The 18,973-nt window shown below is 60.1% G+C and carries 16 protein-coding genes; 13 read left to right on the top strand and 3 right to left on the bottom strand.

Features of this window, described 5'->3' with window-relative positions:
- Positions 1-54: 54 nt before the first annotated feature.
- The 5 genes from pseB to XH90_RS11905 all read left to right on the top strand — a co-directional run bounded on the left by pseB (position 55) and on the right by XH90_RS11905 (position 6,445).
- Complete coding sequence (gene pseB, locus XH90_RS11925; protein ID WP_194481634.1) at positions 55-1,047, top strand: UDP-N-acetylglucosamine 4,6-dehydratase (inverting); 993 nt, start codon at positions 55-57, stop codon at positions 1,045-1,047.
- A complete protein-coding gene (gene pseC / locus XH90_RS11920; protein ID WP_194481625.1) occupies positions 1,040-2,191 on the top strand; it encodes a UDP-4-amino-4,6-dideoxy-N-acetyl-beta-L-altrosamine transaminase in 1,152 nt (383 codons plus the stop codon). The genes pseB and pseC overlap by 8 nt, the downstream gene beginning before the upstream one ends.
- 17 nt (positions 2,192-2,208) lie before the next feature.
- Positions 2,209-3,630, top strand: a complete 1,422-nt coding sequence (locus XH90_RS11915; RefSeq protein WP_194481617.1) for a hypothetical protein — start codon at positions 2,209-2,211, stop codon at positions 3,628-3,630.
- 313 nt (positions 3,631-3,943) lie between these two features.
- A complete protein-coding gene (locus XH90_RS11910) occupies positions 3,944-4,840 on the top strand; it encodes an NAD(P)-dependent oxidoreductase (RefSeq protein WP_246755779.1) in 897 nt (298 codons plus the stop codon).
- Between the two features lie 423 nt (positions 4,841-5,263).
- Complete coding sequence (locus tag XH90_RS11905; protein ID WP_194481615.1) at positions 5,264-6,445, top strand: glycosyltransferase; 1,182 nt, start codon at positions 5,264-5,266, stop codon at positions 6,443-6,445.
- Between the two features lie 150 nt (positions 6,446-6,595).
- Here the strand turns inward: XH90_RS11905 and XH90_RS38925 are convergent, their stop codons facing one another.
- Positions 6,596-8,878 (bottom strand): M10 family metallopeptidase, encoded by a 2,283-nt coding sequence (locus tag XH90_RS38925; RefSeq protein ID WP_246755778.1) that lies wholly within the window; start codon positions 8,876-8,878, stop codon positions 6,596-6,598.
- Between the two features lie 544 nt (positions 8,879-9,422).
- Between XH90_RS38925 and XH90_RS11895 the strand changes: the two genes are divergently transcribed.
- The 5 genes from XH90_RS11895 to XH90_RS11875 all read left to right on the top strand — a co-directional run bounded on the left by XH90_RS11895 (position 9,423) and on the right by XH90_RS11875 (position 13,390).
- Positions 9,423-9,590: a hypothetical protein gene (locus XH90_RS11895; protein ID WP_194481614.1), complete on the top strand. Its 168-nt coding sequence runs from the start codon at positions 9,423-9,425 to the stop codon at positions 9,588-9,590.
- 254 nt (positions 9,591-9,844) lie between these two features.
- Positions 9,845-10,291 carry a hypothetical protein gene (locus tag XH90_RS11890; RefSeq protein ID WP_194481612.1) on the top strand — a complete coding sequence of 149 codons (447 nt, stop codon included), beginning with the start codon at positions 9,845-9,847 and terminating at the stop codon, positions 10,289-10,291.
- A complete protein-coding gene (locus tag XH90_RS11885; RefSeq protein ID WP_194481610.1) occupies positions 10,288-11,421 on the top strand; it encodes a DegT/DnrJ/EryC1/StrS aminotransferase family protein in 1,134 nt (377 codons plus the stop codon). The genes XH90_RS11890 and XH90_RS11885 overlap by 4 nt, the downstream gene beginning before the upstream one ends.
- Positions 11,418-12,185 carry a class I SAM-dependent methyltransferase gene (locus XH90_RS11880; RefSeq protein ID WP_194481608.1) on the top strand — a complete coding sequence of 256 codons (768 nt, stop codon included), beginning with the start codon at positions 11,418-11,420 and terminating at the stop codon, positions 12,183-12,185. Before XH90_RS11885 ends, XH90_RS11880 begins: the two co-directional genes overlap by 4 nt.
- Positions 12,182-13,390 carry a glycosyltransferase family 1 protein gene (locus XH90_RS11875; protein ID WP_194481605.1) on the top strand — a complete coding sequence of 403 codons (1,209 nt, stop codon included), beginning with the start codon at positions 12,182-12,184 and terminating at the stop codon, positions 13,388-13,390. Before XH90_RS11880 ends, XH90_RS11875 begins: the two co-directional genes overlap by 4 nt.
- Before the next feature lie 8 nt (positions 13,391-13,398).
- Here XH90_RS11875 and XH90_RS11870 read toward each other — a convergent pair whose 3' ends face one another.
- Together XH90_RS11870 and XH90_RS11865 are read right to left on the bottom strand one after the other, a co-directional pair.
- Positions 13,399-14,979 (bottom strand): lipopolysaccharide biosynthesis protein, encoded by a 1,581-nt coding sequence (locus tag XH90_RS11870; protein ID WP_194481603.1) that lies wholly within the window; start codon positions 14,977-14,979, stop codon positions 13,399-13,401.
- 249 nt (positions 14,980-15,228) lie between these two features.
- Positions 15,229-15,519, bottom strand: coding sequence for a GspMb/PilO family protein (locus tag XH90_RS11865; protein WP_246755776.1), 291 nt, complete (start codon positions 15,517-15,519; stop codon positions 15,229-15,231).
- Between the two features lie 258 nt (positions 15,520-15,777).
- On the opposite strand from XH90_RS11865, the gene XH90_RS11860 reads away from it, so the two are divergent.
- The 3 genes from XH90_RS11860 (at position 15,778) to XH90_RS11850 (ending at position 18,922) form a co-directional block, all read left to right on the top strand.
- Positions 15,778-16,065 carry a hypothetical protein gene (locus XH90_RS11860; protein WP_194481600.1) on the top strand — a complete coding sequence of 96 codons (288 nt, stop codon included), beginning with the start codon at positions 15,778-15,780 and terminating at the stop codon, positions 16,063-16,065.
- A 164-nt stretch (positions 16,066-16,229) separates the two neighbouring features.
- A complete protein-coding gene (locus XH90_RS11855; RefSeq protein WP_194481598.1) occupies positions 16,230-17,423 on the top strand; it encodes a CaiB/BaiF CoA-transferase family protein in 1,194 nt (397 codons plus the stop codon).
- A gap of 71 nt (positions 17,424-17,494) precedes the next feature.
- Positions 17,495-18,922: an O-antigen ligase gene (locus tag XH90_RS11850; protein ID WP_194481595.1), complete on the top strand. Its 1,428-nt coding sequence runs from the start codon at positions 17,495-17,497 to the stop codon at positions 18,920-18,922.
- The last annotated feature ends 51 nt before the right edge of the window (positions 18,923-18,973 follow it).

Raw genomic sequence — 18,973 nt, 5'->3', positions numbered from 1 at the left:
ATATCTGTCCCAACTGACTAGTACCAGCTGATTCAATTACCCCAAAATGGAACCATGCTGAATAAGAAGGCAATCCTGATCACGGGCGGGACCGGCTCGTTCGGAACTGAGCTCGTCAAGGTTCTTTTGCGGGATCACGACCTCAGGAAGATCATCGTCTACTCGCGGGACGAGTACAAGCAGGCCATGATGGCACAAGCACTGCCCGACAGCCGGTTGCGCTTCTTCATCGGTGATGTCCGCGATCTTGATCGATTGAAAATGGCGATGCGCGAGATCGACCTCGTTGTCCATGCTGCGGCAATGAAGCACGTCCCCATTGCAGAATACAATCCAATGGAGTGCGTGAAGACGAACATTGTCGGCGCGGAAAACGTGGTTCAGGCGGCCATCACGAATCGGGTTCCGAGAGTCATTGCGCTATCGACCGATAAGGCCTGCAATCCCGTCAATCTCTACGGCGCGACCAAGCTCGCCTCCGACAAGATCTTCATCGCATCCAACAATTTGTCCGGCAACACGGGGACAAGGTTCGCGGTTGTTCGCTATGGTAACGTGGTTGGGTCGCGCGGATCAGTCGTCCCGTATTTCCGCGAGCTCATTGCAAAAGGCAGCGACCATCTGCCAATCACCGATCCGCGTATGACGCGCTTCTGGATTACGCTCGATCAAGGCGTGGATTTCGTTCTCTCCAGCGCGACGATGATGCAAGGCGGAGAATTGTTCGTTCCGAAGATAAAGTCGATGTCGATCGTCGACCTTGCGCGCGCAATGGCTCCGAATTGTTCTCAGAAGATTGTGGGCATCCGCCCCGGCGAGAAGCTCCACGAAGTGATGATCACCGAAGACGATGCGCGCTTCACCATCGAGCTTGAGGATCGCTACGTCGTGCAGCCGGCGCTCGCATGGTGGAATTATGAGGGCTACGGCGAAATCGGCAAGCCGGTCGCCGAAAACTTCCGTTACGCCAGTGACAACAATCCGGACTGGCTCGACGCGAGGGCGCTGAAAGCCATGCTCGACAATCCCTCAAGCCTTCATGGCTAGGGCCCCGATCCCCTATGGCCGCCAGAATATCGACGACGAGGACCTCGCGTCGGTAGCCGAGGCGCTACGCTCGGCGTGGCTTACGACGGGACCCAGAGTTGGCGAGTTCGAGCGTGCGTTTGCCGAGTTTTGCGGGGCAGGCCAGGGCGTTGCGGTCAACAGCGGAACCGCTGCGCTTCACACCGCGATGCGCGCGCTGAAGATCGGTCCCGGCGACGAGGTGATCGTACCCGCGATTACGTTCGCCGCTTCGGCCAACGCGGCCATATATGAGGGCGGCAAGCCCGTCTTCGCTGACGTTGAGCCTGACACGCTGCTGATCGACCCAACCTCCGTCGAGCAGAAGATCACGCCCCGCACCCGCGCAATAGTTGCTGTCGACTACGGCGGGCAGCCGGCCGACTACGATGCGTTGCGCGCGCTTGCCGCCAAGCGAGGGATCGGGCTCGTTGCCGATGCCTGTCATGCCCCCGGAGCAACCTACAAAGGCCGCAAGGTCGGAACGATCGCAGACCTCTCAGCCTTTTCGTTCCATCCGGTAAAGCACCTTACCACGTGCGAAGGTGGCATGGTGCTGACGAACGATCTCGAAATGGCTGCGCACATGCGGCGCTTCCGCAATCACGGAATCGATTCCGACCATCGTTCGCGGGAAAAGGCTGGTACCTTTGCCTATGACATGGTCGAACTCGGCTATAATTACAGGCTGCCTGACGTTCAATGCGCGCTCGGAATCGCGCAGCTGAAGCGCCTGCCGCAATGGATCAGCGACCGGCAGGCAATTGCAGCCCGTTATGACAAGATGTTTGCCGACCTACCTTTCGTCCGCCCACTCGCCACACGTCCTGACAGGACTAACGCCTACCATCTCTACGTGATTCGCCTCGACCTTGGTCAGCTCCAAGTGGACCGACGCCGCGCATTCGATCATCTCAAGGACGCTGGCATAGCGGCCAACGTACATTATGCCCCTATCTATCATCACAGCTTCTATCGCGAGCGGTTTGGCTACCAGCCGGGCCTCTGCCCGCAGGCCGAGGCGACTTACCGGGAAATTCTCACGCTCCCGATGTTCCCCGGGTTGTCCGAGGCTGATCAAGGGTACGTCGTCAGCAAAGTGCGCGAACTGAAGAACCTTTGCTGAGGCTTGGAGGTCGCGCGTTGCGTGCACTGTTCGTCACGAACCTGCTCAAGACCCCCTTCTATTCGCTTTGGGCAAAAGCGATGGAGACATCTGGTGTCGAGGTCTTCTGGCTCAGCACTAGCCACCGCTGGACGGAGTACTTGCGCGGCGAAGGCTGGGACCGTCAGCGCATCCTGGATATCTCGCTGCTCGGTAAACGTTGGATAGGCGCCTTTGCGCCATCCGCCGACGAGGCTTCAAGGCTCAAGCAAATCGACGAGACCGCCGAGATTGGACTGAAAAACGCGGTGATCATGGACCGTGAGCTCAGCTTCAATCGTGGCTGGAATACCGAGGCTTATGCCCAAGTCACAGCACTGGCGATTGAGCGATTCGTGCTCGAGCACGACATCGGATTTGCATTCGGCGAAGACACTTGGGCGCCCGAAATTATCACCTCCGCGGTGATGCACGCAAATGGTCGACACTTCCACGCCCCCCATACGATCCGCATTCCCTCCGACCGAATTGCTTTCTTCCGTGGCGTGTTTCAGAAGCGCATCGAGACAATCTCTGCCGAGGTAAGCGAGCAACATCGTGCCATTGCGCGACAGGCGCTCCAGAATCTGCGCGAGCGCGGTGAACGGCCGTATTACTTTTTCCTGAATATGAATCAGAACCGCTTGCGGAGGTGGTGGTTCGACGAGGCTTGGCAGGCGATTGCGCGACCATCGGCGGCGCAGTTCGACCACACGCAACCGCCGCTCCAGATGCGGGCCGTCCGACGGCTGACGTCGATCATGCGCTCGGCACGTGTCATGCAATCAGGTGTTTTCGAGTCCGAACCGGCAACGAATGATCGGCCGTTTGCGTTGTTCCTGTTGCAAAAGCAACCCGAGTCCTCTGTCGATGTCATCGGCGCGCCGTACACAAGCCAGTACGAGGTCATTCGCGCACTGACTAGGCTGCTACCCGTCCACTGGGAAATCTGGGTGAAGGAGCACCCCAACGCCGTAGGCGATCGCTCTCTCGCCGAATACAGGGATTTCAAACGGTTGCCGGGCCTGCGGTTGATCGAGCCTTTCGCGGACACGCATCGCCTCATTGCACGCGCAGCTTTGACGATCTCTATATCAGGAACTGCGTGCCTCGAAGCCGGATTGCTCGGCAGGCCGGCGATAACGATCGCCGAAATGTTCTTCGGCAAGATTTTGCTGCGTAACGGCTTCGATCCTTTTGCAGCCAGTTACACCGACTTTGGCGTAATCGCCAACGAAGCCAGCGCTATGACATCGCGTCAAGATCACAAGAGGAGCGAGGATTTCCTCGCCTGGAGCGTCGCTCAGTCGTTTCCCGGGGTGATCTCCGATCCATCCAATTTACCGTCCACGTCTGCCCCGGGAAACATCGAAAAAGTCGCTAAAGCAACCTTAGATTTCATGCGTCGCCTGGCTCGCTAGAGCCTGCCCCTGTGCAAATCGCACCTCGCGCGGGCAAAGCTGGCTCCAGAAAACTACGTCTGTCGACCTCGGAGCATCTCAGCCGCAACGGCAGCTAATTTGTTCTCGAACGGGACAGATTGTGCCTCCGGCCTGAAAAGCTGTACCGCAAGGCGTGACGCTGGCCCGTGAAAAGAGAATTGCACAAAATGATACATTCAGGGACTATGCGCCCGCTCGGTAGCGATCCGTTGGCGCAGTTCCTTAGACAGCCGTTTGCGGGGCAGGCGCCATCCGCTCACAGCCTGGCGCCACGACATCAAACGTCTCGGCGGTGGAAGGCAAGAAGAAGGTCCAAGCAACGATGCCCTACGAAAATGCTCTCATCGTTGGAGCAACGAGCCTGGTTGGGCGGTTTCTCATGGAAGAACTGTCGGCACAGGGGAGCACCGTATTCGGCCTTTGCAGAACTCCGCCGGAAAACGCTGCACACGACAAATGGATTGCTGCTGATCTTCAAGATCTTGGCGGGCTTTCCAACGAGATTCCGCCGATCACCACGATCTACTCCACCGGACCGCTGCATCTATTTGCGGAATCCCTCGAAGTTCTCGTCAAGAACGAGGTTACCCGCATCGTGGCATTTTCATCGACCAGTGCCGCCAGTAAGCAGCAGTCTGAGGTAGAACACGAGCGGGCCGCGGCCCAGCAATTCATCGAGGGAGAGCAGCGGCTCATCGAATTCTGCGAGCAACGCGACATCGCTTGGACGATCTTGCGACCCACACTCGTTTACGTCGAAGGCCTCGATAAAAATCTGACGCGAATCGCCCATTTTATTCGGCGCTTCCACTTCTTTCCCCTCGCCGGAAAGGGAAAGGGATTGCGACAGCCGGTCCATGGCACCGATCTCGCCAAAGCGGCAGCGAAGGTCGCGCGCATCCCTAGGGCGGCTCGAAAGATATACAATGTACCGGGCGGGGAAACGCTCAGCTATGCCGAAATGGTGGGGCGAGTTTTTGACGGCGTGGGCCTACCCCGCCGTGTCATTTCCGTCCCAATTCCGGTATGGAAGCTAGCGTTTTCAGCTGCGGCGCTTTTCCTCCCCGGCGCAACGTCGGCAATGGGAACCAGGATGTCGGAGGATCTGGTATTCGATTCCAGCGACGCTGCACGAGACTTCGGTTGGCTTCCTCGCGATTTCCACCCAACCTTCATCGCCAAGACTTAGAAATATGCGCGCGATCACACTCGGCATCTTTGCCTACATCGGACCAAACGCATTCGCTGATTCATCCGGCCGAGTTCTGAAAACACAACCATTCGTTCACAAGCGGTCCACGGCACTTAACCTGCGCGCCATGCTGAATAAAAAAACTGAACGAAAGCCGCAACTGTAGCGTGATCAGATGGATGGTGATAGCCGAAGGCGACTTCGCAAAATACGAAATCAACGCCGACTACTACCCTCAAAATTGGGGACATCGGACCTAATGGCATCACACTTTAGAGACCTTTCTTGGTATTTGTCCTTGTGTGGCCTTTGCCTGCCCGGTAGTACTCTTCGCCCGGCTCTCCGGTAGCCGGGATTCGACATTGATCTGATCATCTTAGCTTCCATATTTGCAGCTAGCGAGCAAGCAGACCCAACACTGTGCGCGTTCTCATCCTCAACGCCGACTACCGACGCTTCCTTGCTTGGCTGTATCGTCGAGCCCCCGATCTTGCCGACGCGCCTTACGCGACCCAGATGGCCGCGCGCAATGCGAGTCTATTCGGAGTTGCCGATTTCTACTCGCGGAATTTCGAAAAGCTCGGGCACACAGCAGCTAACATCCACGTCAACAATGTGTGGATGCAGACTGCCTGGGCGCGAGAGCACGGTCTCGACGTGAAGCCACCCTCGCCGCCGGGTGCGATCGTGCGCGACACCGTTCCTGGATGGCTGCAACGCATCGTCGCGCCATTCAAGCCGATCCTGAGGCCTCTTGCGCGCGAGATCGGATTAAGCCCGCGCCTTGACGCCCAGTCGGAGCAGATTTTGCTGGCGCAGATCGAGGAATTCAAGCCGGACCTTGTACTGAATCAGGATCTCTTCTACGTCGACACGCGTCTAGCTCGCAGTATCAAGCAGATCGGCCGCCCCATCCTCCTCGGCCAGGTCGGCATCCTGCCGTCGCGCGGGCAGGATTGGTCGGCTTATGATCTACTAATTTCACAGATATCGGCCGTAGTCGATTATCTCCAGGTCCAGGGCGCGCGCTCCGAAATGATCCACCTGGGGTTCGAGCCAGAAATCTTGGACATTCTTCCGCCAGCGCCGCCGCGTAACATTGACGTTTCATTCGTTGGCGCAATTTCGGCTGATCATCAGCAGCGGGTGGCGCAGCTCGAAGCCGTCGCCAGGCGTTACGATCTGAAGCTCTTCGGCAGCGGCTTGCATACGCTGCCCGCTTCCTCGCCACTACACCGCTGCTACCAAGGCGAGGTCTGGGGAGTAGAGATGTATCAGGCGCTCCGCTCGTCCCACATCACGCTCAATTCGCATATCGACCAGGCCGGCCGCGAGGCCGGCAATGCGCGACTGTTCGAAGCTACCGGAGTCGGAACGTTCCTGCTGACAGATTATAAGGACAATCTTCACACTCTGTTCGAGGGGGGGCGCGAGGTCGCGGCCTGGCGCTCGGTCGACGACTGCCTTACTATGATCGACCACTATCTGGCGAACGAGGACGAACGCCGCGCGATTGCCGCAGCGGGACGGGTGCGAACATTATCGACCCACACGTACGCACAGCGCGTCGGCGAGATCCTGCGATTCGTCGCTCAAATCTAGCGCGCCGGACTGGTGGCCCATGCTCTTCAGCGGTGTACTGCGCTAGAATAGGCAATTATCGCCTGCGCCATCGAACCTGGATATCGCCCTCTTCTCCTCGCCGCGCTCTGACAACAGCTCTTGTTTGCAGTCGCTCGCTTCCGGGCTACCTTAAACAAGGATGTGAAAGCCCACGTAGTCGGTATTGGAGAGCGCCTTTCCATCGGAGACGACGACGAATAAATCATCGGTGACGCCGGCGGCGCCAGCAACGAAAGTAGTATGCGCAAGCTGAGAACTGCTCACCGCGTGAACAGCGCCCGCCGATTCCACCACACCATTCACTTCGAAATGACCACTGTTCGGCGCCGTGGCGTTGTCAAGAATGTAGTAGGTGAGCGCATCACCGTCGATGTCGGAAGCACTGAACAGCCTCGAGACAGGTAACGTCTGACCCGGGATAGCCATCACATTCGTCGACGGGACCGTTAGTACCGGCGCATGATTAGGTGCTGCCTCGACATGAAAGCCTACGTAGTCGGCACCAGAAAGCGCCTTTCCATCGGAGGTGATGACGAACAAATCATCGGTAACGCCGGCGGCGCCAGCAACGAAATTGGTTTGCGCAAGCTGCGATCTGGTCAGCGTATGAACAGTGCCCGCCGATTCCACCACACCGTTCACTTCGAAATGACCACTGTTCGGCGCCGTGGTGTTGTCAAGGATGTAATAAGTGAGTGCATCACCGTCGATGTCGGAAGCACTGAACAGGCTCGAGGCAGGTAACGTTTGACCCGCGGTAGCCATCACATTGGTCGATGGGACCGTTAGTATCGGCGCATAGTTAGGTGCCGCGTTGACTTGAAAGCCCACGTAATCGGCGCCAGAAAGTGCCTTGCCATCCGAGGCGATGACGAACAAATCATCGGCAACCCCAGCGGCGCCAGCAACGAAAATGGTTTGTGCAAGCTGCGAGCTGGTTAGCGCGTGAACAGCGCCCGCCGATTGCGCCACACCGTTTACTTCGAAATGACCACTGTTCGGCGCCGTGGTGTTGTCAAGGATGTAGTAAGTCAGCGCATCGCCGTCGTGGTCGGAAGCACTGAACAAACTCGAGGCAGGTATCGCTTGACCAGCGGTAGCCATCACATTGATTGAGGGGACCGTCAGCACGGGTGCGTGATTCGGGACCATAGACCCAGCTGCAACGCTGCCATCGAGAAAATGGAAGTTCTCCACCCCCGTTATCGTATCGGTGCCGTCAGGTGAACCGGCGCGTTGATCAGCAATCGTGAAAGTCTGCGTCGCTGAATTATACGTAACGGTGTAGTCCGCCCTGTTCCCCGAATACACCGCCGTGTCGGTGGCAGCACCGCCATCGATGATGTCGTTGCCGCCACCGCCGGTGATCGTGTCGTTGCCGGCGCCGCCCTTCAGCACATTGGCGATGGCGTTGCCGATGACGGTGTCGTTGGCGGAACCGCCTGTGGCATTATCGATGTAGGAGCGTACGTCGCCATTGTAAAGATAGGCGTTATAGACGTTGCCGGAGGCGTAATGGCCGGCGCCGAGATTGGCCAGCTGCACCGTGGAGAACACCGACGAGGCGCCGGGATTGAGGTTGATGCTGAGGTTCGTTGTGTAGTTCGACAGGTCGTAGGTGTCGACACCGCCGCCATCCCAGATGGTCTCATAGATGCGGTTGGCCGAGCCGCCGACGCCACCGCCATCAGCAAGTTGTCCGACGCCGTTGATGAACTCCTGCCCGGTGGTCGGGCTCCAAGTATAGACCGTGTTGCCGCTCTGGGTGTTGTAGTTGGCGCCACACAACGTCTGCAGCGCGAGGATATCGTTGGCCATATAGGTCTCAGGATATCCATACTGCTCGTTGGTGTAGCCGGTGAGCGGACCACCGACATAGCTGCGATAGCTCATGACGGTGTATTCGCTGTCGTCATGGGCGGTCGGGACCGCGACATTGGCGACGCCGCCGGTCTCCTGGCTGTGCTTGAGACCGAAGGCATGACCGAGCTCGTGCAGCGCGGTCGTGAAATAATAATTTCCGAGCTGCGCCTGCGTATAGTCGTATTGCGTGCCAAACCAGACGTCACCGCCGGCCGCATAGTTGCCGGGGTAATAGGCGTAAGAAGTCGGATTGGCTGCCGGCGACTGCGCGATCATGATGTCGGAGGAGCCGGTGCCGTTATGGGCAATGCTGGCGTTGGTGTAGCTCTTGATCAGCGCAATGGCGTAGTTGATCGCCGCCTGCATCTGGGTCGGCGCAGACGAAAATCCCGACGTGGTTGGTTCACCGTCGCCGCCGGAATAAGGATAGGCATAAGTGCCGGACGAGCTGGGAAAGCTATAGCTGATCGTACCGGACCATTTGACACCCGCCAGCAGTCCGTCGATATCTGCGTTGTTGGTCGCACTAACTTTCACTGAGGTCGCCAAAGGAATCTCCGAAGCAGCAAGCCCCCGCTCGATTCGGGGTATAGGCAGCTGATTCTACGTTGAGAAACATACGTTTGGTTTAAATGGGGCGAAGCATCCCGAGCTCTTCCGCAAGACCGTGTTAAGCATCAAATCCCGTAGTCATACGGGTCGGGATGGCAATACCGGTTCCAGCCGCTCGTCATGATTTGCAAGGGCTAGCTCGACATAAGGAGACGACGGAGGCGTTCGAGCTCTTCATCGCGCGCCAAGGCGATCCCCTGACCGACGGCACGCCGAGCTGAAGCGCTTGTCACCCTGATCAATACACACGCGTTCCGACTGGCGTGCTGGATGACGGGGCAGCTTTCGGGATAGTCGCTCCGTTCGCCTGGCGCACAGGCATAGTTGCGGGCAGCGTGGGCGCGCGAGCATGGCCTTGCCGTCACCGTTCCTCCGCCGCCTGCGCATCCCTCCCGCCTGCACTATTATTCTGGCTGGCTGCGCGCGGTGCCACCGTTCAAGCTGATACGAGGCCCTCGCGCGGAAGGTTGGGCTCAGCTACGTGGAAGCGAAGCAGGCCCTGCTGGTGCAGATTGAGGATCTCAACCCAGGCCTCGATCTCAATCAGGATAACGTCGACTCCCGCGCCGCATGCCGTATCAAGCGGATCGGCCGCCCGGTCCTGGTGGATCAGACCGATTTCTCGCCTCTCGTGGCGAGGACTGGTTAGTCCATGACGTTTTGATTTCTCAGACGGCTTCCATCGTGGAATTCCACTGCAGACACGGCGCCCGCTGAACCGTGACGATCAGGCTGTCCATCTCAGTTTCTCAAGGCCGGGACCGGCGACCGCCGCCTAATCCTGACAAGCCCCATTCTTCGCGGTATCGGGTCAGCCCTTGACGGTCCCGACCAAAATGGCCAAAGTGCCCGGCGCTGACGCTATGTCACTCTAATTACAGCACTTTTTGTCGAGGGCCTAGGATGGAACACGTCGAACATGTTCGATTCGGCGACCAGCTCTATGCGATCATCGTGCGCGCCTCGTTTCGCGAGCCGGGTATCCACTTCTTTTCGTCGCCGGAACTGTCCCAGCAGCTCGCTTACATGAGCCACCCGAAGGGCAAGAGCATCGAGCCGCATCGCCACAACAAGGTGACGCGCGAGGTGCACTACACCCAGGAGGTGCTGCTGATCCAGAAGGGCAAGCTCCAGGTCGATTTCTACACGGTGGCTGAAGACTATCTGGAGAGCCGTGTGCTGAGTGCCGGCGACATCATGCTGTTGTGCAGCGGCGCCCACGGCTTCCACGTGCTCGAGCCGGTCGAGATGTTCGAGATCAAGCAAGGCCCCTATTCCGGCGAGAACGACAAGACAAGGTTTGCGGAAGTCGCGCCGTCCGAAATTCGGATCAAGGGTCCAAATCTGTGACCAAGCCTGAGACCGCGCCGTTCATTCCCGTCAACACGCCGCTGCTCGACGGCAACGAAGCCGACTATTTGGCCGAATGCATCCGAACCGGATGGATCTCGTCGGAAGGGCCATTCATCAAGCGCTTCGAGCAGGCGATGGCCCAGGCTGCGGGGCGGCGCCACGGCGTCGCGGTGACCAATGGCTCGGTCGCGCTCGACATCGCCGTTCACGCGCTCGGGCTCGAGGAAGGCTCCGAGGTCATCATCCCTACCTTCACGATCATCAGCTGCGCCGCGGCCGTCGTCCGCGCCGGGCTCGTGCCCGTTGGCGTCGATTGCGATGCCGCGACCTGGAACATGACGGCCGAGGGCGTGGAAGCTGCGATCACCCGGCGCACGCGGGCGATCATGCTGGTCCACATCTACGGCCTGCCGGTCGATCTCGAACCGATCCTGGCGCTCGCCCGCACGCACGGTCTCAAGGTGATCGAGGATGCCGCCGAGATGCACGGCCAGACCTATCGCGGTGCGCCCTGCGGCGGCTTCGGTGACGTCTCGACCTTCAGCTTCTATCCCAACAAGCATGTCACGACAGGCGAAGGCGGCATGATCCTCACCGACGACGACGCGCTCGCCGATCGGCTGCAAGGCTATCGCAACCTCTGCTTTCAGCCGCAGCAGCGCTTCGTCCACGAGGAGCTCGGCTGGAACGCGCGCATGACCAATCTACAGGCGGCGCTTGGCGTCGCCCAGGTCGAGCGTCTGCCCCGCTCCGTCGAACTCAAGCGCCGCATCGGCCGGCTCTATGACGAGCATCTCGGCGGCCTCAACAGCATCCGCCGTCCGGTCGCCAGGACAAGCTATGCGGACAACATTTACTGGGTTTACGGCATCGTGTTGGGCGACGACGTGCCGTTCGATGCCCAGGAGGCGATGCGCCGACTCGGCGAAAAGGGCATCGGCACGCGGCCGTTCTTCTGGTGCATGCACGAGCAGCCGGTGCTGCGACGGATGGGCCTGATGCTCGACGAATCGCATCCGAATGCCGAAACCATTGCCCGTCGCGGTTTTTACCTGCCGAGTGGACTTGGCTTGACCGACCACGACATCGTGCGCTCCGCGCAGGCGCTTGAGGAGATCCTGTCGTGACTGTCTTCGCCGACTACGCGCCCTGGTACGACCTGCTCTATCGGGACAAGGACTACGCGGCCGAGACATCTTTCGTCGAGGCGCGCCTGCGCGACCATGGCGTCGCCTCGGGCAAGCTACTCGATCTCGGCTGCGGCACCGGCCTGCATGCGCTGGCCTTCGCCCGTCGGGGATGGAGCGTTGCCGGCGTCGATCTCAGCGATGAGATGATCGCAAGCGCCAAGGCGCGCGCCGCGAAGGCCGGGCTCTCGATTCCGTTCCGGCAGGGCGATGCCTGCGAGGCCGGCCCCGAACATGATTTCGACGCGGTGGTGTCGCTGTTCCACGTCGCGAGCTACCAGACCAGCCGCAATGCGCTGGCGGCGATGTTCCGCACGGCGCATGCCGCGCTGAAGCCGGGCGGCGTGTTCTTCTTCGATTACTGGTATGGCGGCGCCGTGCTGGCGCGAGGAGTCGAGACGCGCGTCAAGGTGATCGAGCAGAAGCCGCTGCGCCTCACCCGAATCGCGCAATCCGATCATGACGAGCAGGCCGCAACAGTCACCGTGAACTACACACTGTTCTGCGAGGAGACGGATCGCGGCACCATTCGTCGGGTCGATGAAGCGCACCACATGCGCTACTGGTTTCCCTTCGAGATTGACGCAGCGCTCGCGGGGAGCGGTTTTAAGCCCGCTACTCATGCCGCATGGCTGACGCAGGACGGGCCGAGTTCGAAGAGCTGGGCGGCCTACGCCATGGCGAAAAAGGCCGGCAAGCCGTGAGAGCGCTGCGCCTTGCCGTGATGCTGGAGCAGGCACTCGAGGTCGGTGGCGGCTTTCAGCAGCCTCTCAATGACCTGCTCTGGCTGCGCGATTGGGCAGCTAAGTCCGGCAACGAAATCGAGGTGTACTCGCCCTATCCGAAGACAATTGAGATCCTGAAGGAATTCGGCGTCACCGTCCGCCTGCTCAAATTCGGCGTGCTCGACTATCTCTTCCTTTTCCTGAAATATTGCCGACCGTTCGACCTGATCCAGATCGCGCTGAAGTTGAAATCGCCGTTCGAGCGCGCCTTGATCCGCGATGGCACCGACGTCGTGCATTTCACCTCGACCTCGAAGCGGCACTTGTTGCTGTATGAGCTGCCCTTCATCATCACGATCTTCGACGGCTGCCATCGCGATGCGCCGGAATTTCCTGAAGTCCGCACCTTCGGTGAATTCGAGCGACGTGAGATCCTGTTCCGCCTTGCGAGCACCAAGGCCGCCGTGGTGATCGTGAATGCGCCCGACCTGATCGATGGTCTCTCCCGCCGCTACGCCATGGAGCGGGATCGCGCGGTTTGTATCCCCTTCTCGCCTTCGGCCTATGTGAGCCAGTCCGCCCCCGCTGCCGGCGATGATGCGGCCGTGCTGGCAAAGTACCGGCTCGAGCCCGGTTACCTGTTCTATCCAGCGCAGTTCTGGCCGCACAAAAACCACATGACGCTGCTCGCAGCGCTCGCTCGTCTGCGCGAGCGTGGCGTTACCGAACGGCTGGTGCTTTGCGGCTCGGATCGCGGGGGACGCGGCAAGATCGATGCGGCGATCAAGAGCTGCGGTTTGTCGGATCAGGTCTCCATCATCGGCTTCATTGGATCTGCCGAACTCGGTGCGCTCTATCGCGGCGCGGCGGCGCTGGTGATGCCGAGCTATTTCGGCCCGACCAATCTGCCGCCCCTGGAAGCCTGGGCGGTCGGCACGCCCGTGATCTATCCGGAGGCATTCAAGGTGCAGGCCGGCGATGCCGCGATCCTGTTCGATTATGACGACCCGCGGTCGCTCGCGGACGCGATCGTCAGTCTCCGCACCGAGGGCACGCGCGAGCGCTTGAGCGCAGCGGGACATCAGCGGCTCGCGCAGTTTGCCGAGGAGACCAAGGCGGGTCAGGCACAATTCGCCCGCCATCTCGAGCGGCTGAAGCACCGGCTCGGGCTGACGCCGCGCTGAAATCTTCGCTATGCCGGCACCAGGACCCGCAGGCGCGCGCGCAGCGCCTCGCTCAGCAGCGGGCTTGCGAGTGCGCCAACCACAACCAGCCAGGCCGCGCATTCCACCATGAAATGCGAAATCCCGCTCCCCGGTATCAGCTCGGTGATCGCAAGACCGATCAGCCAGCCCGACGCCACAACGCCGGTTGCCATCAGCAGCAGGAAGGCAATGTGCCTAAATGGCTCGCGCAAGGTCTGCCGCATGATTCCCCATCCGAGCAGGCCGAACTGAAGCAGGATATCGCTCGCGACCATCGCAGCCGCGGCGCCGAGCGGTCCCAGCCGCGGGATCAGCACGAAGGACAGAGCCAAGAAGACGACAAGCTGCAACCCCTTGGTCCGGATCAGAAGCTCGCCGCGGTTGCTGTGACTGGCAAAGACCAGCGCCAGCAGCGAAGGCGCGACCGCGGCCGAGCCAAGCAACAGCATCAACGCGAGCAGACCATCATAGGGAATGCTGCCATGGGTCCACAACACGAAGAACTCGGACCAGAACGGCAACATGCCCGCAACGACTAGGCAGGCGAGCCCGGTTACGAACACCGAGCCATAAGCATAGTGGCGGCGGAGCCGCTCCTTGTCGCCGATCGCGTGGTCGTGGCCGAGCTCGGCGCCCAACGGCAGGGCGATCTGGAGACAGAGCCCACGCACCAGGCTTGCAATCACGCGCGTCAGCCCCCATTGCGCCACTGCGACACGATCGCTGACAAGAGCCGAGACCAGCAGCACCGGCACGTTGACGAGCGCGAGCTCGGCGATGTTGGTGACCGCGAAGGGCAGTGCGCGACCGAGCTGTCCGACACTCCAGCGCCATGATGGCACAACAGACGGTGACATTCCCGTACGGCGCATGAACGGAAACAACCGCGGCGCGTCGAAGGCGACGATGAAGATCGTGAACAGCAGCTGCATTAAGATGAAGGCGAGCGCCACTGCGAGCACGCTTCCGAACACGAAAAGTGCAACGAGCTGCGCGATCTGACCGAGCAGTAATGCGGCGTTTTGCAGCCAGATGATGCGGCCATATTGGCCGCGCACGCGATAGAGGCCGGAGGCGAGATTGGCGGGCAGGCTCATTAGCATACCCAGCGTCATCACCAGCATCGCGACATCGAAGGTCGGCGTCGCGTGAAAGCCGAGCACCGCCGAGGGCGGCGCGAGATAGACTGCCCCGCACAGCAACACGCCGAGACTTGCGACGATGGCGAGATAAATTCGCAGTGTGGCATGATAGAAGCGCGCGGTACGGCCGTCGCAGTCGGCAGAGGACCGGAACACCAGAAACCGGTTGATCGCGCGAAGCTGCAACCCCGAATCCGCCACGACCACTAGGCTACCAGCGGAAAAAATCGCAAGCCAAGCCGCGAGCAGCTCGCCGCTCCAGACATGCAGGAACGCCGGGATCAGCAGCAGTTGCTGGGTCAGTCCCAGCACCATCTGCACCAGGTTCGCCGACCAGCCGTGAACGAGCCGGCGCGCGCGCCCGGCAGCACCGATACCGCCAAAACCATCGGCCTTGCCGGGCGCGTCAGTCTGCGTGTCGGTCAAGCCGCGTCCTTCTCCCGACATAAGACGTTGAAGCCACGTCTTAAGGCGGTTGAGCGGCTTAGGCAATGGCGTCCGGATTTGCCGTGGTCGGCATGGTCAACTTGCCGCCCTCCGCAGCCACGGCGCCCGGACCAGCATCAGCGGCGGCGGCGCTTCGACGGGCTTCGGCGGGCCGCTGCACGTCAACCCCTTCGACCGGGGCAGCGGCGCGCGGCAGACGCGTCAAATTAAATCCGATGCGCCCCGCCTTCAATCTGCTCCAGGCATGCCCTCCCGTTCCGCATGTTGCGATTCGCGAAGCTGTTGCCTGAGGGCCAAATGGCTGAAATTGCAGGGAACCGTGAGTTGTCGCCCGATTTCCCCGCCTGCCATTGGCCGGAGAGGCCCAAAATCACCCTGACGCGGCCACTCGGGGCGTCGTCGAGTGCCATGGTCTGCGGCACCTGGACGTCGAGCTGGTCGACCGAACAGGAAGGGCGTGCCGGCCTCGAGATCGTAGAGCACCTTTTGCAGCGCGGGCTGCTCGAGCTCGCAGCTCACCACGAGGCCCGACGAAGCCGTCCTGGTCTCGCGCCTGACACATCGACCTGCGAGGACTGCACGGAGCCGCCCTGATTGCCGACCGCCGCCGCGACCACTGCAGCAGATTGGCGCCTGCCAACGACTCGTGACTATTGAAATCGACTGGGCTTTTGCGCAAGTGTGCACTCTCGCATAGTCGGTCTGGCGGGGTTCTATCGGCACAGCTGCGTGGCTTGTGACAAGGTATCGCACAATTCCGGGGCTGCGAGGGACACCATGAAGATACTTCGACTATTTGCCTGCACTTTCGGCGCGCTGTTCGCGCTCGCCAGTTTTGGAGGATCGCCCGTTGTGAATTCCAAAGCCAATGCGACTGAGAGCGCCAAGAAGATGCGCTCGCCGACGGTTCCGCGCGCGCGGGATCCTTCTGTGGCCGTGGCGGAGGAGTACGATGCTGCCCGCCGCAAGGACACGGTTGAAGCCTACCAGCTTTTCATCGCGCGCCATGGTGACGACCCGCTCGCCGCGAAGGCACGCGCCGACCTCCAGCGTCTGTCGCGCTAGGCCCGCCTCGCCCGTGCGAATGGTCAATGCCAGCGACGTCACCTGCTGTGGGGTTCTCAAAGGCCACGCCACCGTGACCCTGACGCATGGCCGCCAATCGATGCTTGCCGCATGATCTTTCGGCACTATGGTAGGCCCGCAATCTGTTCCCGGAGCCAACCACGATGCCATTTCCTCACGCTTCCGAAGCCCTGTCGCGGTTCACTGTGCTCGATCTGACCCGCGTCCGCTCCGGGCCCACCTGCGTGCGGCAACTCGCGGATTGGGGTGCGACCGTGATCAAGGTCGATGCGCTGACCGAGGATTCCGGCGGCGAGCAGCCCGGCGGACCGCGGCGGGGCTCCGACTTCCAGAATTTGCACCGCAACAAGCGGGCCATGGCCTTGAACCTGAAGGACCCGCGCGGGCTCGCCGTGTTCAAGCGCCTGGCCGCCAAGGCCGACGTCGTGGTCGAGAATTTCCGGCCCGACGTGAAGAAGAAACTCGGCATCGACTACGACAGCCTCGCGTCGATCAATCCGCGCATCGTGTATGGCAGCATCTCCGGCTTCGGCCAGGACGGCCCCTACCACAAGCGGCCTGGCTTCGATCAGATCGCACAAGGCATGGGCGGGCTGATGTCGATTACGGGGGCGCCGGGCGAAGGCCCGATGCGGGTTGGCATTCCCGTCGCCGACCTGACGGCCGGCCTGTTCTGCGCCATGGGCATCCTCACCGCGCTGCTCGAGCGCGAGGTTTCCGGCAAGGGCCAATGGGTGCAGACCTCGCTGCTTCAGGCCCAGATCTTCATGCTCGACTTCCAGGCCGCACGCTGGCTGATGGAGAAGGAGGTCGCCAAGCAGGCCGGCAACAACCATCCGACCAGCATCCCGACCGGCGTGTTCAAGACCTCCGACGGCTACATCAACATCGCCACGACAGGCGGCCGGATCTGGGAACGCTGCGCGCGGGCGATCGGCGCACCCGAGCTCTATGCCCATCCCGACTACGCAACCGCCCCTGCCCGCTCCAAGAACCGCGACGCGCTCAACGTCGAGATCGAGAAGCGCACCGTGACGAAATCGACCGAGACCTGGGTCCGCGAACTCAACGAGGCCGGCGTGCCCTGCGGGCCGATCTATGCGATCAACCAGATGTTCGAGGACGCCCAGGTCAGGTATCTCGGCATCGCGCAGGACGTGCCGAACGACGAGGGCCGCCACATCCGCTTGGTCGGCCAACCTGTGACGCTGTCGCGCACGCCGAGCAGGATAGTGGCGAGGCCGCCGGAATTCGGCGAGCAGACGGAGGAGGTTCTGAAAGAATTTGGCTTCGGCACAGAAGAGATTGCAAGGTTAAGAGAAGCCCAAGTCATCTGACGCGCTCTCTTGCTTGAGCTGCAGTGTTGAGCGCGCTCGGAAACGTCTTACCATGCAAACCATGAGGAACTATGGACAGCGAGCTTGGCTCATCTACGGTAGACAAAGAGTGGTACGGCTGGGCTCGTAATTTCTGGCGCTTTCCGACACAATTGAACTGGACAGCAACGAGCGACGTTCTCGCTGTGATCACGGTCGCATCGCTGCCGTGGTCCGCAACCATCACCTCTGTCTTCAGCGCCCTCTGGGTACTTAGCGTATTACCAAGGATACGGCTCGGAGAATTTGCTAGCCTCGTAGGCCGCTCTAGAAGCGGCTTTGCGGTGGCGCTGTTCGCGTTAGCTGCGATCGGTACTCTGTGGGCGACTGACGTTTCTTGGACTGCTCGACTGCGAGGCGTAAATCCTACGCTAAAGTTTCTTATGATGCCGTTCTTCCTATATCACTTTCGAAGGTCATCGCGATCAGCTTGGATTCCCGTAGGATTCCTTGCATCTTGCACTGTTCTCCTGGCTTTGTCGTGGGTCACAGCGTTTGTGCCCAATCTCACCTCGACAGCAAGTTTGCAGCCGGGCGTTCCAGTAAAGAATTACATCGATCAAAGCCAATCGTTTGCATTGTGTGCTGTGGTATTAGCTTGGCCGATCCTTGAACTTATCAAAGACCGAAAGATCCATTTGGCGCTGCCTCTGCTGGTGCTATCGGTTGCATTCCTTGCCAATCTGTCTTTCGTCGTACTCGCTCGGACAGCTCTAGTATACGTTCCGATCATGCTGTTTCTTTTCGGAGCATTTTATTTGCCGCGCTTACTTTTTTATGGAGCGATGGCATGTTGCATATTGCTTGCAGGGTCTGCTTGGCTTGCCTCACCCAATCTACAAAATCGGACGAATAGTATCTTGCTTGAATATTCAAAGTACGGTGCCGGCAATGATATAACGTCGACTGGATTGCGGCTCGAGTACTGGCGCAAGTCTCTCAGGTTCATTAGCGAAGCTCCAGTCGTTGGGCACGGCACAGGATCCACCCAAATGCTCTTTGATCGCGCCGCACTGGGTCAAACCGGGCTTAGCGCGCAGACGGTCAGCAATCCACACAATCAGACTCTCAACGTGGCCGTGCAGTGGGGGGGGATCGGGTTTGCCGCCCTATACGCAATGTGGATTTGTCATCTTAGCCTTTTTCGGGGTTCCGGCTTCTATCCATGGCTTGGTTTCATAGTCGTCGTGCAGAATGCGGTCAGTTCGCTGTTGAACTCGCATCTGTTCGATTTTGTGCCCGGCTGGATCTATGTGATCGGCGTTAGTCTCGCAGCAGGGAGAATGATTCGGCAGAGCGACGAATCTGCCGGACGATCACTGTCGAGAAGAACAGAAGGGCAGAATGAAGGAATGAAGTGCCGACTTTCCCCGTCAACGCGGATCACAGAATCGTCCCTAGCTGACCGACTTCCGAAACTCAGCCAAGTCGATACGGATGCAAGCGAAAAGAAGATTTAGCTTCCGGACAGATTGGGAAGTCTCTCCCGCCGTTTTTGGTATTCCGCTGCC

Origin of the sequence: Bradyrhizobium sp. CCBAU 53338 (assembly GCF_015291665.1) — a bacterium.
Classification (GTDB): domain Bacteria; phylum Pseudomonadota; class Alphaproteobacteria; order Rhizobiales; family Xanthobacteraceae; genus Bradyrhizobium.
Note: the sequence above shows the minus strand (reverse complement) of the source record. Positions and strands in the feature narration are given on the sequence as shown.

What these genes read in the sequence shown, in the direction of transcription:
- pseB (WP_194481634.1), top strand. Translation starts at nt 55, where the DNA reads ATGCTGAATAAGAAGGCAATCCTGATCACGGGCGGGACCGGCTCGTTC.
- pseC (WP_194481625.1), top strand. Translation starts at nt 1,040, where the DNA reads ATGGCTAGGGCCCCGATCCCCTATGGCCGCCAGAATATCGACGACGAG.
- XH90_RS11890 (WP_194481612.1), top strand. Translation starts at nt 9,845, where the DNA reads ATGGAACACGTCGAACATGTTCGATTCGGCGACCAGCTCTATGCGATC.
- XH90_RS11860 (WP_194481600.1), top strand. Translation starts at nt 15,778, where the DNA reads ATGAAGATACTTCGACTATTTGCCTGCACTTTCGGCGCGCTGTTCGCG.
- XH90_RS11855 (WP_194481598.1), top strand. Translation starts at nt 16,230, where the DNA reads ATGCCATTTCCTCACGCTTCCGAAGCCCTGTCGCGGTTCACTGTGCTC.
- XH90_RS11850 (WP_194481595.1), top strand. Translation starts at nt 17,495, where the DNA reads ATGGACAGCGAGCTTGGCTCATCTACGGTAGACAAAGAGTGGTACGGC.